Origin of the sequence: Arcicella aquatica (genome assembly GCF_034928825.1) — a bacterium.
Classification (GTDB): Bacteria; Bacteroidota; Bacteroidia; order Cytophagales; family Spirosomataceae; genus Arcicella; species Arcicella aquatica.
The window spans coordinates 104,886-118,647 of sequence record NZ_JAYFUL010000001.1 but is presented as its reverse complement, the minus strand read 5'-3'; the positions used below and the strand labels follow the sequence as shown (position 1 = coordinate 118,647).

The following is a 13,762-nucleotide window of genomic DNA, read 5'->3' as shown; positions in this document are numbered from 1 at the left end:
AAAGGAATGAAAGATAAGACCATAGATAACGAAATCGTGATTGATATCAAGGATTTGAAAAAATCTTTTGATACGCTAAAAGTGCTTGATGGTATCGATTTGACCCTTTACAGAGGGGAAAACGTAGCTGTATTAGGGCGTTCGGGAACTGGAAAATCGGTATTAATCAAAATAATATCTGGTTTATTAAAACCAGACTCTGGTACAGTAAAAGTGCTGGGGCAGGAAATAGATAAACTTAGTCTGGAAGCCTTGCAGGAACTAAGGATGAAAATAGGCTTTTCGTTCCAGAATAGTGCTTTGTATGATAGTATGAGTGTAAGAGCTAACCTAGAGTTCCCGTTGGTAAGAAATAAGCGTGACTTGAGTAAGAGCGAAGTAAACAACGCCATTGAGGAGGTATTGCATGAAGTAGGGCTGTCGCAAACTATCAATCAGATGCCCTCTGAGCTGTCTGGCGGACAAAGAAAGCGTATTGGTATTGCACGGACACTCATTCTGAAACCAGAGATTATGCTGTATGATGAACCTACCTCTGGACTTGACCCTATTACCTCTATTGAAATCAATAACTTAATTGTAAAAGTACAGCAGGAATATAAAACCAGTTCAATAATCATTACTCATGACCTTACCTGTGCTAAAAATACTGCCAATAAAGTGACGATGTTACAGAAAGGAAGATTTTCTGAAATTGGTACTTTCAAAGAAGTTTTTAGCTCAGATGATGAGAGCCTGAGAAGTTTTTATGACTATAATTTTATTAACGATAAATGAAAATGGTAAAAAATAATCGCCCCGTAGTTGTTGGAATCTTCATCCTTTTGGGGATAGTAATTCTATTCCTTACCTTGTTTACCATAGGCGGACAAAAAGAAACCTTTGTGAAATCATTCACAGTAAAGGCTATTTTTAATGATGTGGGTGGTTTATCGGTTGGTGCTAACATCTGGTTTTCAGGTGTAAAAGTAGGAACGGTAAAGAAAATTGGGTTTTATGGTAACTCACAAGTTGAAGTTACGATGAATATAGAAAAAGATGCTGAGAGCCATATCCGTAAAGATGCTAAAGCAAAAATTGGTTCAGATGGCTTCATTGGTAATAAAATCGTGGTTATCTATGGTGGCACGCCCGCTTATCCGCCAGTACAAAAAGATGATTTACTGAAAGTAGAAGATGGCATCAGTACTGATGATATGTTAGCAACGCTACAAGCAAATAATAAAAATTTGCTTGCCATTACTAATGACTTCAAGAGTATTAGTGGTAAAATGAATGCAGGGAAAGGTAGTCTAGGAAGTTTATTAAACGACCCTAGCTTTGCTATAAAGTTGAACAAAACCGTAGACCATCTCCAAGAAATGGCTAGTAATCTTAAAACTGTTTCAGAGAATAGTAAGACGACTATGCAGAATTTTGAAGAGTTCTCTGGTAAAATTAATCGCCCCGGCAATTCCATTAATGATTTTGCTAGCGATACGCTCGTGTATAATAGAATTGTAGGTACGGTTACACAGTTACAAAGTGCGTCCGCTTCTGTGAATAAGTTTACAGCCAACCTAAGAATGGTAAGCGAAAAAATGAATAGAAAAGATAATACAGTAGGAGTATTGTTGAATGATTCGGCATCGGCCACATCCATAAAAATGACCTTGAAGAACTTAGAGACTGGTAGTAAGAAACTAGATGAAGATCTTGAAGCGATTCAGCATAATTTCTTATTCAGAGGCTTTTTTAAGAAAAAGGAAAAAGAGAAAAATAAAGCTGATTGAAATCGTAAGTATTAAAGTTTCAAGAATAGCATTTCCAAAAAAATATTCTTTATCACTAGCGAGGGACTTAAGTCCCTCGCTAGTGATAAAGAATAAAAATTTACACTAATATCTAAGGAACCAAAAAGGATTTCGTTCTTCTTTGGTTTTCTCTTTGATAAACTTTATCTGCATATCTTTATATTCGGCTTCGTTTATTTTCTTGCCTTTTAATTTCTTAGGCAAAGCCAACTCTTGATTTAATTTCTTGAATTCAATTTTTGAAGCGATTATCGTCACAGTACCATCGTTGATATCTAATTCAAGAATCAGTCCGGGTAATCCCCAAAGTCTTTCCGGCCCAGCATTTAAAGGAATGTCTTGTGCAAACCAAGCAATGATTTTTTGGTTTTTAATAGGGTCTTCAATCATCGCTTTCATACAAATATGCCCTGCTACTTCTTTAATATCATTCAAGATTTTCCAATTAGGCATTTGCAAAGAATCTTCGATGATATACGTTTTGCCCAACATTTCAAAAACATCTGTCATTGTATTTTTAGCAAAATTTCTATTCACACTAAATTCTTCTTTTCTACCTGCATAGCCTTCGTCTTCTTCAGGTTTTTCGTCAGAGTCAATATACCTACTTTCGTTTTCATTAAAGTATAAAGTAGTATAAACCTTCCAATCATCCTTTCCAGCAAACATATAAGTCATTCTCTCTTTTTCTTGCTTACTCAGATAACTCAATTGGTTATTCATTTTTGTCCAATAAGTTGTGCGAGTATATTGAACTACGCCCTCATTAGTCTGTGCGAAAATCTGGATAGACGATAAAATAAGTGCTATAATTAATAGTTTTTTCATATTTCAAGTTTGTAATTATTGATATGTTTCAAGTGTATGAAGGATGAGTTTTCGCAGATGTAACAAATGTTAAAAACTCATCCTCATTAATTCATTTTATCTACCAGCCATTATTATTTTTCTTTAATTTATCAACATGTCCTTTTACGTTGTAAGTAATGCTCAACATAAAATAACGAGCCAAGGTTAATGAAGTTTGGTTAGTTACATAGTTTACATAACCTTGTTGCGTAATAGTCTGGCGTTTATTGAAAACATCAAAGGCCGCTAAACGAAGTTCAACTTTATTATCTTTCATCACCAAACGTCTAACCGAACAGTTCAAGATAGGAATATTTTGGTTAAAGCCGAAGCGGTCGTTTTCGTAGCCATTATAATCAAGGTTGGTTTCAAAGAAGGTTTTCTTCGCAAAATTCCATTTTACAGATGCATCTACACCCTTGGTTTTAATGTTCTGATTTTGTCCTTCTTCAATAGAGTATTTGATATTATTGAAACCTAAATTTCCGCTAAGACTCATCAACAATTTATCGCTTGGGGTAATGTTAAAACCTAAGTTAATATTATAACCTTGGTTGTTTGTTTTGTTTTTAACACCGTTGATAAATGTTGGGTTTTCGCTGAGATTGATGCTTCCATTCAAATTTACCGTAAATTTCGTTTTTACAATAGGGAAACTTGTGTACAAACCAGTATTAAAACGTGTACCACCTGAAATATTTTCTGGGCGAGTTCTCGTTACAAAATTGGCATCAACCGTTTGATTATAAACAATTTGGCTTTGGTAATAATTATAACTTGTCCACAAGCTTATGTTAGTAAAAGTAGCAGGGTCAAATTTGTAGAAATCAAGACCTATTTCATGGCTTTTTGTAGGGAGCAAGTCTTGATTACCCGTGGTAATATAAAAAGGGTTATTGTTGTTTACCACTGGTTGAAGCTCGCTAATGCTAGGAGCTTGTACGTTTAAGTTATAACTTAATCCAGCATAAGCATTGTTTTTGAATTCGATACTTGCCGAAAGGTTAGGCGTAAGGGCATCATAACTTTTATTGATTTCGGTTTTGAGTGGGGCATCCTTTTTGCCATAAAGCTGACCTGTTAAGTCATAACGAAGTGCCGCTAAGCCCGCAGAAATATTAACACCAGCGTGTGAATAACGCAAGCTACTTCCTATTCTGTTGTAAGTAATGTCGTTTTTGTAATAAGTACTTAGGCTATCGTATCGTTCATTGTTTGATACCCCATTAAATGCGTCTCTGCCAACATTTTGCTTATTATTAGCAAAGTTATAGAAACTCTCCCAATATATTTTCTTAGAAAGAGGCTCTAAAAAATTCAAACCACCATTCAATGTGTTCGTTGTATTGGCATTTTGGTTCAATTGACTAATAGCTCTGATTTGGTCGTTTACATTTTGAGCATTAAAAAATTTAGTCAAAGAATTGATTTTATCGGTTCCATCTGTTGAGGATGCAGCATAAGAAAGGCTTGATGCAAATGTGCGCCCTTTTTTCTTGAATTTATGTCTGAAAATGGCCGTTCCAGAAAAGTTAAATACATTTAGGTTCGACCCATTGTTTATAGCAACCGAATTTTTAAGGGCATTATCTTGGTTGATATATCGCTGACTTTCTAAATCAGTACTGTTTGAATTACTAAAACGTAAATTAGCTTTGGTAATAAGGGTATTGCTAGAGTCTAACATTTGTTCAAAACGCCCAGCTATACTATGGTTGCCTCTGAAATTATTGGTATGAGTCGTATCAGTAGTAGTAAATGAATTGTCCTGTAAAAATGTTCTTTTAGTTTGAAATTGATCAAGCGTAAGCTTTGTTTGGTTATAAAAGTAGCTAGTACTCAATTTTGTTTTTTGATAGGTATAGTTATAGTTAATACCTCCACCAAAATTGTTAGTAAAACCTCGTCCATCAAAGTTATTTAAAATTCCACCACCATCAGTAAAAAAGATACGACCTCCACTTCCAAAACCAAAATCACCATTATCATTTTGATTAAATGAGTTATTCCCTTTAAACTCACCATAATCTCCCCAGTTTACCCCTGTTTCATTGATGTTGTTTACATAACCCAATATTGAAAACTGTTCTTTTTTATTGAAACGGTTATAGTTTCCTCTGAAAGCATTTCTTGATTCTGTTCCAACTGCCCCCGTAATTTTACCGAATGAGCCCTTTTTGAATTCATCCTTTAGTTCTAGGTTGATAGTCTTTTCTTTTTTACCATCATCTACACCCGTAAGCAAGGCTTGGTCTGACTTACCATTGAAAACCTGTACTTTAGAGATTGTTTCAGCACCTAAGTTTTTGGTAGCTGCTTTGGGGTCGTCGCCAAAAAAAGTTTTACCATCCACCAATACTTTCTTTACATCTTTGCCTTGGGCTTTGATATTACCACTAGCATCCACCTCTAAGCCCGGTAAACGACGTAATAAATCTTCTACAGATGACCCAGGTGGCACTTTGAATGATGACGCATTGTATTCAATCGTGTCACCTTTTATGCTCAACGGGGCTTTAGCTGTTCGTACTACTACCTCTAGTAATTCTTGTGAAATAGGTTTGATTTTAATAGGCCCTAAATCTGCAATTTCAGTTTCTGAAACTTTAATGTTTTGTTGGTGAGGTAGAAAACCCACGAAAGAAATTTTAAGGATATAGGGTGAATTTTTTACATTTCTAAATTCAAATGCTCCTTTATCGTTCGCTCTGGAGAAGTTGACTAAAGATGAATCTTTTGGTTGTAAAAGCATTGCCGTCGCTCCCGACATGACTGCTGAATTGGTGTCTTGAACAATTCCTTTAATTGTTACTCTTGTAGGATTTTGAGCTTTGACGAGAATAGAGAAAAATAGGCAAAATAATAGAAGTAACGTAGATTTATACATGATGATAGAGTTAATTGTGTGGAGGTTTAATTATAAATGCTAAATTAACTAATTAATTAGTTATAAAAAAACAATTAACATTCTTTAACATTTATCTAACAGAGACTAAAAAAAATACTTTTGTTGCAAGATTGTGTAAATATTTTGTGAGAATCGAGAGGGGAGGGCATAAAAAAACACATGATGTTTATCAAAGAATTGAAAAAACATCATGCGCTTAGGAAAAATAAAAGTTAACTATTTAGAAAGGTTAATAATACGCCGTTAGTCCAACCAAAGCCATCTTGGTTAGGATATTCACCTCCGCCCGCTTCAATATTTGGTGTTTGCACGTTATATTTTTCGGTCATTTTGCCCGTTTTCAAATATACATTTTCGTTGGTTTGTATCCACCGTGTTTTTACTTTATCAGCTAAAATATCAAAACCATAAGCCCTAAGTCCTTCATAAGTAATATATTGTAAAGGTGCCCATCCGTTAGGGGCATCCCATTGTTGACCCGAATTGATTGTTGTCGTAATTAAACCACCATCTTTCAAGAAACTATCTTTTATTTTTTTGGCTACATTGGTTGCTTGAAATTTATTAGCAATCTCAAAAAACAAAGGAAAGCTAGATGCCAGTGAATAAGAGGCTGTATGCTTTTGCGTGACAAAATCATAATCAAAATAAAAGCCTTCTTCTACGCTATAACAATATTTCTTGATAGCTTTTTCACGCAATTTTGAAGCATTGTATAATTTATTAGCTGAAAATTTATCCTCCAATAAAAGAAAAGCACGGAATAAAGTTTTTTCAAGATTCAGTAACAAACAATTTAAATCTATAGGAACGATGTCTGTAGTATGAATGGTAGTCATATTTTTCCCATCCTTAAACCAACGACTGCTAAAATCCCAGCCAGATTCGGCGGCAGCTCTGATATGACGATAAATTTCTGAGGGATTTCCCCCAGCCTTTTCTGCCAATTCTATGTCTTCCTTATAGGCCTCTGGTCGGGGTGAATCGTTTTCATCCCAATAACGATTCATGATAGTCCCGTTAGGCATTTTTACTACTCTAGCCGTAGCGACGCTTGCTTTATCTTTGACAAGTTTATTTTTACCTGCCATCCAGAAATCATACTCTTTTTCTAAAGCGGGCAAATATTTTAGTAATACTTCATCGCCCTTTTCTTGTCTTAGTAGTTCGACCATCAACGAGAAAAAAGGAGGTTGCGAACGCCCCAAGAAATAAGTACGGTTACCATTGGGGATATAGCCAAATTTGTTGATGAGGTAATTAAAGTTATCGATAATACCTTCTATTAAATCAATCTGCCTATTTTCTTGTAAGCCAAGCATGGTAAAGTAGCTATCCCAATAATAAATTTCTTGGAATCTGCCCCCTGGCACTACATACCTTGAAGGCAGAGGAATCAAAGAACCATCTTCTACCTGTAAGTTTGGCTCACGAGTGAGAATAGGCCATAATGCTGATAAATGTTCAGCAATAGGAATTGAAGTATCACTTTTATAATCGTTGGCAGATACTGTATTGGCGATATAGTTGGTATGAATAAACTGCTTTAAATCAAAGTTAGACTTAGTTTTTTCTTCGAGATATTTCTCTAATATTTTTTCAGAAGATTCCTTAGGTATATAATCATTAAAAGTCTTGGAATCAGGAAAAATATCACTCATCTGCACATCGACAAACAATTCATCGAAGGGATGATTTGATTTTGAAGTATTGTTTACGGACATCGTTATTCATTACTACAAAGCGAAAAGCAATCTTTTGAATTACGATATGCTTTCTAGCTTTAATTTTATGTGGATTGTTTATAAATGATATTAAAATAATGTGCAATCTATTAAAAAATAATCAATGTACTCCTGTACTCTTCAATTCAACATTTTCATTATTTGATAACTTGTTGAAAACAATAAGACAAACAATTAAAATGGTAAGTGGAATTAATGAGAAATAAAAGGCACTTTCACCGCCGTAAGCTTCAAAGATATGTCCTGTTATCAATGACCCTGTAGTTCCACCCAGTGCAGAGAAAATCACAATCAGACCCGACATTATTCCATGCTGACGATTAGGAAGTGAGCTCAAAATTACTGAATTGATAGCTGGATAAATCGGTGCAATTACTAGGCCTATCATCGGAAAAATAAAAGCCACTATTGGTGCATTTCCCCAGCCTGTAATGACTTCGTCGCCTAAATTTTTAGCAAGTGGTAAAGCGATAATTACTAAGGCTCCTGCCAATACTACACAAGTCAATAATACATAAAGCCACTTGATTTTTCTAAGGGCAATTCCTGCTAAAAATCTCCCAACAGCCGTTGACGCAGCCAAAATACTTGCCATTTGGATACTGAGGCTTGATGGTAAATGCAATACCTTACTATTAAATGTAGGCAACCAACTCATAATGCTTTGTTCTATGAGTACATAAATAAAAGCACTTGCCACAAATACCAACACCACTGGAACTACTACCAAGCGAAGCATGTCGCCAAACCCACCCATTGTATTTTCATCCGTTTTTACTTTTACGCTTGATTCGTCCAAAGGTGACGTTAGTAAAAGTAAAAAAGCAAAAACCGCCAAGCCTGCCAATAAATAATACACATTGACCCACGCGGGTGATTGTGGGTTTAAGTCGTCAATAAAAGCACTAAAAATAAAACTACCAGTCAGCACACCAATCATAAAGAATGATTCAATGAAATTCATCAAACTAATATGTTCATTTTTATCTTTGGTAATTAACCCGATGGTAGCATATACAGATACTTTTATCAAAGCAAATGATGTTCCAATTGAAGCAAATAAGAGCTTAGTCATCCAAAACTCGTTCAAGATAGGCATCATCAAACAGGTAAATGCTACAATTGTCAAGGCAATCAACATAGCATTTTTATAACCAATTTTAACAATAAAGGAAGCTACCAAAAACGAAACGACCGCGATACTTAAATCTTTGAAGGCCTCTAAGATAGAAGCCGCTGATTCAGAAATGCCATAAGTGTTTTGAACCTGTAGAATGACAGCCCCTACACTGTTGAGTAAAATGGCAAATAGGAAATAATTAATAAAGATTGATACCTTAATTTTCCAGTTGTTCATAATTGGCGGATTGTGTAATAAGTAAAAAAGAAGCGAACAAAAGTCCGCTTCTTATGTTTGTTGGCTCAGTGATCAGAATAGTTATACAAATGGTTAATGCTTTATGCAAAATTCAGTAATTAAGTATAAATAAACTACTCTTTCATTATTATAAAATATTACTATATTAATATACATTGTTATTATTAAGTAGTTTTTTCAGTAAATTAGCAATAAAAATGAAAATATTTATAATTTGTATAAAAAATATTAAATGAAAGCCGAATTTGAAATAATTCAACCTGACGAAGGAAGCTCCTTTAGGGTATTGTATCACAAAGTACCAGCGGGTTCATCTGGAGATTTCAGATGGAGTTATCATTATCATCCAGAATATGAAATTGTTTTGGTGTTTCAAGGAGAGGGTAGGAGACATGTAGGAAACCATTTAAGCTATTACACTGAAGGTGATTTAGTGATGATAGCTTCTGATTTACCCCATTCAGGTTTTGGCTATGGTGCCATCGGTATGCATGAGGAAATCGTAATACAATTTAAGGAGAATTTTTTAGGAGACGGATTTATTGAATCTCGAGAGATGGCTTCTATAAAATTACTTTTTGAACGTTCTAAACAAGGAATTTCTTTTTACGGCGAAACATACGAACAACTTAGTAAGAGCATTAAAAAATTGCTTGAACTTACGCCTTTTGAAAGGCTTGTAGAACTACTCAATATTCTACAAAACTTAGCGAAATCTACTGAGTATATATTGTTGAATGCTTCGGATATACGTTATAATTTCAGCTTGAAAGATCAAGAGAGACTTAATAAAATCTATAAATTTGTAGAAGATAACTATAGGCAAGAGATTGATATACAAGAAGTTGCTAATTTGTCTAATCTTACTATCCCTGCTTTTTGTAATTACTTTAAAAAGAATGCTAACCAAACATTTACTGAATTTGTCAATGAATACAGAATCAATCAAGCCTGTAAAATGCTGTTGACAGGAGAGGATATTACAGATATTTGTTTTCATTGTGGGTTTAATAATGTATCTTATTTTGGTAGAGTTTTCAGGGAATTTAAAGGCAAAAGTCCCTCTCAATTTCGTAGAGCTTTTATCGATAGTTTCAATCAGGTATAGTTGTCGCATAAGAGTACAGTATGCTAAGATGAGTATTTTGACTGTAATTTTGGGCTTTATCGTAAAGATTGAATTGAAGCCCCATAATAATGAAAGTAGCGCTGTTTATTCCTTGTTATATCGATCAGTTTTATCCAAATGTGGCAATTGCTACCTTGGAATTACTAGAGAAATTTGGTTGTGAAGTATATTATCCACTAAACCAAACTTGTTGTGGACAACCCATGGCAAATTCTGGCTTTGAACACCTTACGAAAGGGTGTGATAACAACTTTCTTGAAAATTTTAAAGGCTATGAATACATTGTTTCACCATCAGGGAGTTGCACACTCCATGTCAAAGACCATGTATTGGGTAAAGGTGATAAAAATGCTAAAATCTATGAATTAACAGAATTTTTAGTAGATGTATTGAAAGTAGAAAATCTGGAAGCGCACTTTCCACATAAAGTAGGCTTACACCAAAGTTGTCATGGACAACGTGGACTGAAGCTTGCTCAGATGTCTGAATTAGTAGCCCAACCTTATTCAAAACCTGAAAAATTGTTGAAAATGGTATCAGGTTTATCTATCATTGAATTGGATAGAAAAGATGAATGCTGTGGCTTTGGTGGAACATTCTGTGTTGCGGAGGAAGCTGTTTCTGCAAAAATGGGTAAAGACAGAGTCGCTGACCATTTGCGCCATGAAGCCGAATTTATTACTGGAGCAGATGTGTCGTGTTTGATGCACATGGAAGGGATTTTAAGAAGAAAAGGCTCGAACGTGAAAGTAAAACATATCGCTGAGATTTTAAATAGCAAATAGGTTAAGTGATGAGTTAATGAATTGTGAGTTAGTGAATTGAAGATTTAAGATAAAAGACTTTAGACACTAGATTGTTGGGGAGTGTCTTGCGTTCCTCATTAATCACTGACTGTAGTAGCAGACTACTTATAATTCACTAACTCACAATTCACTCAATCACAACTAAACACGCATCTGCGAAATTTTATTCGATGAATAATCCAATCAATGATCACGCTACGGCGTCGATCGAATTCAATAAAGACGAAGACTACGTAAATTGGCATGACGAAACGCTTTGGTTTGTCCGTTCAAAACGTGACAAAGCCGTTTTTCAAATACCCGAATGGGAACAATTACGGGAAGCAGGGTCGCAAATCAAAAATCATGTATTATCAAATATGCATGATTTACTGGTGCAGTTTGAAGAAAAAGCAACAGCGAATGGTATCAAAGTTCACTGGGCTTCAGACGGAAAAGAACATAACGAGATTGTACACGCTATCTTGAAAAAAGAAGGCATTACTCGTATGGTAAAGTCGAAGTCTATGTTAACGGAAGAGTGTCATTTAAATGATTTCTTGAAAGAAAAAGGAATAGAAGTAATTGATTCTGATTTGGGTGAGCGTATCGTTCAAATGAGGAATGAACCACCTTCGCACATTGTATTGCCTGCTATTCACCTCAAAAAGGCTGATGTTGGGGAAACTTTCCATATACATTTAGGTACAGAAAAAGGGGCTACCGACCCACAATATCTTACAGAGGCTGCTCGTCAGCATTTAAGAGATACTTTCTTGACGAGAAAAGTAGCTTTGACAGGCGTAAACTTTGCCATTGCCGAAACGGGAGGTTTTGTAGTTTGCACGAATGAAGGTAATGCAGATATGGGTGCACACTTGGCTGATGTACATATCGCTTCGATGGGTTTTGAAAAGATTATACCTCGTGCCGAACACCTAAGTGTTTTCTTGAGATTATTAGCAAGAAGTGCTACAGGGCAACCTATTACCACTTTCTCTAGTCATTTTCATACACCACGCGAAGGGCAAGAGATGCATATTATCTTAGTAGATAATGGTAGAACTACGCAATTGGGTCGTCCAGATTTCAGAAATTCTTTGAAATGTATCCGTTGTGCGGCTTGTATGAATACCTGTCCAGTGTATCGTCGTTCAGGGGGCTTTAGTTATCACTCGGCTGTGGCAGGTCCTATTGGTTCTATTTTAGCACCAAATTTGGATATGGAAAAGAATGCAGATTTACCTTTTGCTTCTACGCTTTGCGGTTCATGCTCAAATGTTTGTCCCGTTAAAATCGATATTCATGACCAGTTATATAAATGGCGCCAAGTATTGGTGCAGGGGGGACATGTTTCTAAAGTAAAAGCTGCGGGGATTAATTCAATGGCAATGGTGTTAAACTCACCTAAATTCTTTAGAACTGCTGGTAAACTTGGAAGATTCTTTATGAAAAATACTCCTTTCTTGGTGAATAATGGACTAAACCCTTGGTACAACCAAAGAGAGATGCCTGAGCCACCTAAAGAAAGCTTTAGAGATTGGTATATTCGTGAAAAGGGATTGTGAGATTTGAAGACTTTAGGACTTGAAGACGTTAGACTAAAGGACAAAGATTAAAGACATTAGATTTTAGACAAAAGGTTTTCACACCCGTGGTCTGTGTCCTCACAGACCACTATCGTCCAATGTCGTTCGCTGTGTTCTGTGAAGACACAGACCACGGGTATTAAATACGGGTGTGGCATCTTCAAGTCCTAAAGTCCTCTAGTCTAGCGTCTAATATCTAACATCTTCAAGTCCTAAAACCCGCCAGTCCCAAAATCCAAAAAAATAAAAAGATGTCAAGCAGAGAAAAAATATTATCGCTTATCAAACAGAACCAGCCCGAATACAAGGAGTTGACTGTTCAATTTAAGTTTGATACAGTTTATGAAAATAATTTCAATAAGTTTGCTGAGATTCTCAGTTTTGTAGGGGGTAAAGCCGTTGCTGTGAACTCTTATGAAGAAATAAAAGCAGATATTCAGGCACATTATCAAGGCGTAACAAAGATTGCTTCTACAGTGGAAGAATTAGCTGATTTAGCCGACTTTAGTTTGAATATTAGTGACCCACACGAACTAGAAACCCTGAATTTAGCTATCATCAGAGGCGATTTCGGAGTGGCAGAAAATGGAGCTATTTGGGTTTCTGAAAAACAGTTACCTCATAGAGTATTACCGATGATTACTCAGTACTTAGTGATGATTATCAAAGGCTCTGAAATCGTAACCAATATGCACCGAGCGTATGAACGCATAAAAGTAGATGAAACAGGCTTCGGAACCTTTATTTCAGGGCCTTCTAAAACAGCCGATATTGAACAAAGTTTGGTAATAGGGGCGCATGGAGCTAGAGGATTGACGGTTTATGTGCTTCCATAGATAAGAAATTACATCAATATAAAGTATACATGAGTCATCCCGAATTTTTCCTAAAATTGTGCGTTTTGGTGACAATTTGAGAGGTTTTCTACTTAATTATCGTCTAGTCCTTACTTTTCTTTCCTTGATGAAAGAAAAGTAACAAAAGAAAATCAAGAATTCCTAAACTCGCTCCGCTCAAACAGTAGGAATTCGTTGCCCATCAATCATAAAAAAGCGGTCAAAATTAGTTTTTTGACCGCTTTCTTGTGATTTTAAAATTCGGGATGACTCATGTTTTATTGTATCTTCATAAACCTTTAAAATAGATATACGAATGAAACAGCGTATTATACAAATGGCTTTGGTTGTAAATGACTATGATGAAGCAATTGAATTTTACACAAAAAAATTACAATTTGAGCTTATTGAAGATACTCAATTGAGTGAAACCAAAAGATGGGTTTTAGTAAGTCCACAAAACTCAAATGGGTTTTGTTTGCTATTAGCAAAAGCTGCTAATGAAGAACAAATGAAAGCAGTGGGTAATCAATCGGGAGGTAGAGTGTTCTTGTTTTTAAATACAGATGATTTCTGGAGAGATTATCTTTATATGAAAAGTGTAGGCGTTGAATTTGTTAGAGAACCTGTGGAAGAAGTTTATGGAACTGTGGCAGTCTTCAAAGATTTATATGGTAATCTGTGGGACTTGATTGAGCAAACATAAGTCAGCCCGAATTTTAAAATCACAAAAAAGTAGTCTAAAAACTT

At 35.4% G+C, this 13,762-nt stretch carries 11 protein-coding genes; 7 read left to right on the top strand and 4 right to left on the bottom strand.

What is annotated here, in order from left to right; translation table 11 throughout:
• Positions 1-6 precede the first annotated feature (6 nt).
• Positions 7-777 carry an ABC transporter ATP-binding protein gene (locus VB264_RS00445; protein WP_323246053.1) on the top strand — a complete coding sequence of 257 codons (771 nt, stop codon included), beginning with the start codon at positions 7-9 and terminating at the stop codon, positions 775-777.
• Between the two features lie 2 nt (positions 778-779).
• Complete coding sequence (locus VB264_RS00440) at positions 780-1,772, top strand: MlaD family protein (RefSeq protein WP_323246052.1); 993 nt, start codon at positions 780-782, stop codon at positions 1,770-1,772.
• 105 nt (positions 1,773-1,877) lie between these two features.
• Here the strand turns inward: VB264_RS00440 and VB264_RS00435 are convergent, their stop codons facing one another.
• The 4 genes from VB264_RS00435 to VB264_RS00420 form a co-directional block, all read right to left on the bottom strand.
• Entirely contained in the window at positions 1,878-2,621 is a 744-nt protein-coding gene (locus VB264_RS00435; RefSeq protein ID WP_323246051.1) for a GLPGLI family protein, read from the bottom strand.
• 100 nt (positions 2,622-2,721) lie between these two features.
• A complete protein-coding gene (locus VB264_RS00430) occupies positions 2,722-5,529 on the bottom strand; it encodes an outer membrane beta-barrel protein (protein ID WP_323246050.1) in 2,808 nt (935 codons plus the stop codon).
• Positions 5,530-5,762: 233 nt separating this feature from the next.
• On the bottom strand, positions 5,763-7,274 hold the full coding sequence (gene treF, locus VB264_RS00425; RefSeq protein WP_323246049.1) for an alpha,alpha-trehalase TreF: 1,512 nt from the start codon (positions 7,272-7,274) through the stop codon (positions 5,763-5,765).
• A 121-nt stretch (positions 7,275-7,395) separates the two neighbouring features.
• Positions 7,396-8,652: an MFS transporter gene (locus VB264_RS00420; RefSeq protein ID WP_323246048.1), complete on the bottom strand. Its 1,257-nt coding sequence runs from the start codon at positions 8,650-8,652 to the stop codon at positions 7,396-7,398.
• 253 nt (positions 8,653-8,905) lie between these two features.
• On the opposite strand from VB264_RS00420, the gene VB264_RS00415 reads away from it, so the two are divergent.
• The 5 genes from VB264_RS00415 to VB264_RS00395 all read left to right on the top strand — a co-directional run bounded on the left by VB264_RS00415 (position 8,906) and on the right by VB264_RS00395 (position 13,718).
• Positions 8,906-9,781, top strand: a complete 876-nt coding sequence (locus VB264_RS00415; protein WP_323246047.1) for an AraC family transcriptional regulator — start codon at positions 8,906-8,908, stop codon at positions 9,779-9,781.
• Between the two features lie 89 nt (positions 9,782-9,870).
• Complete coding sequence (locus VB264_RS00410; protein ID WP_323246046.1) at positions 9,871-10,587, top strand: (Fe-S)-binding protein; 717 nt, start codon at positions 9,871-9,873, stop codon at positions 10,585-10,587.
• Between the two features lie 191 nt (positions 10,588-10,778).
• Positions 10,779-12,155, top strand: coding sequence for a lactate utilization protein B (locus VB264_RS00405; protein ID WP_323246045.1), 1,377 nt, complete (start codon positions 10,779-10,781; stop codon positions 12,153-12,155).
• Between the two features lie 272 nt (positions 12,156-12,427).
• The gene (locus VB264_RS00400) at positions 12,428-13,012 is read left to right on the top strand and encodes a LutC/YkgG family protein (RefSeq protein WP_323246044.1); all 585 of its coding nucleotides are present in this window, start codon (positions 12,428-12,430) and stop codon (positions 13,010-13,012) included.
• A 316-nt stretch (positions 13,013-13,328) separates the two neighbouring features.
• Complete coding sequence (locus VB264_RS00395) at positions 13,329-13,718, top strand: VOC family protein (RefSeq protein ID WP_323246043.1); 390 nt, start codon at positions 13,329-13,331, stop codon at positions 13,716-13,718.
• The last annotated feature ends 44 nt before the right edge of the window (positions 13,719-13,762 follow it).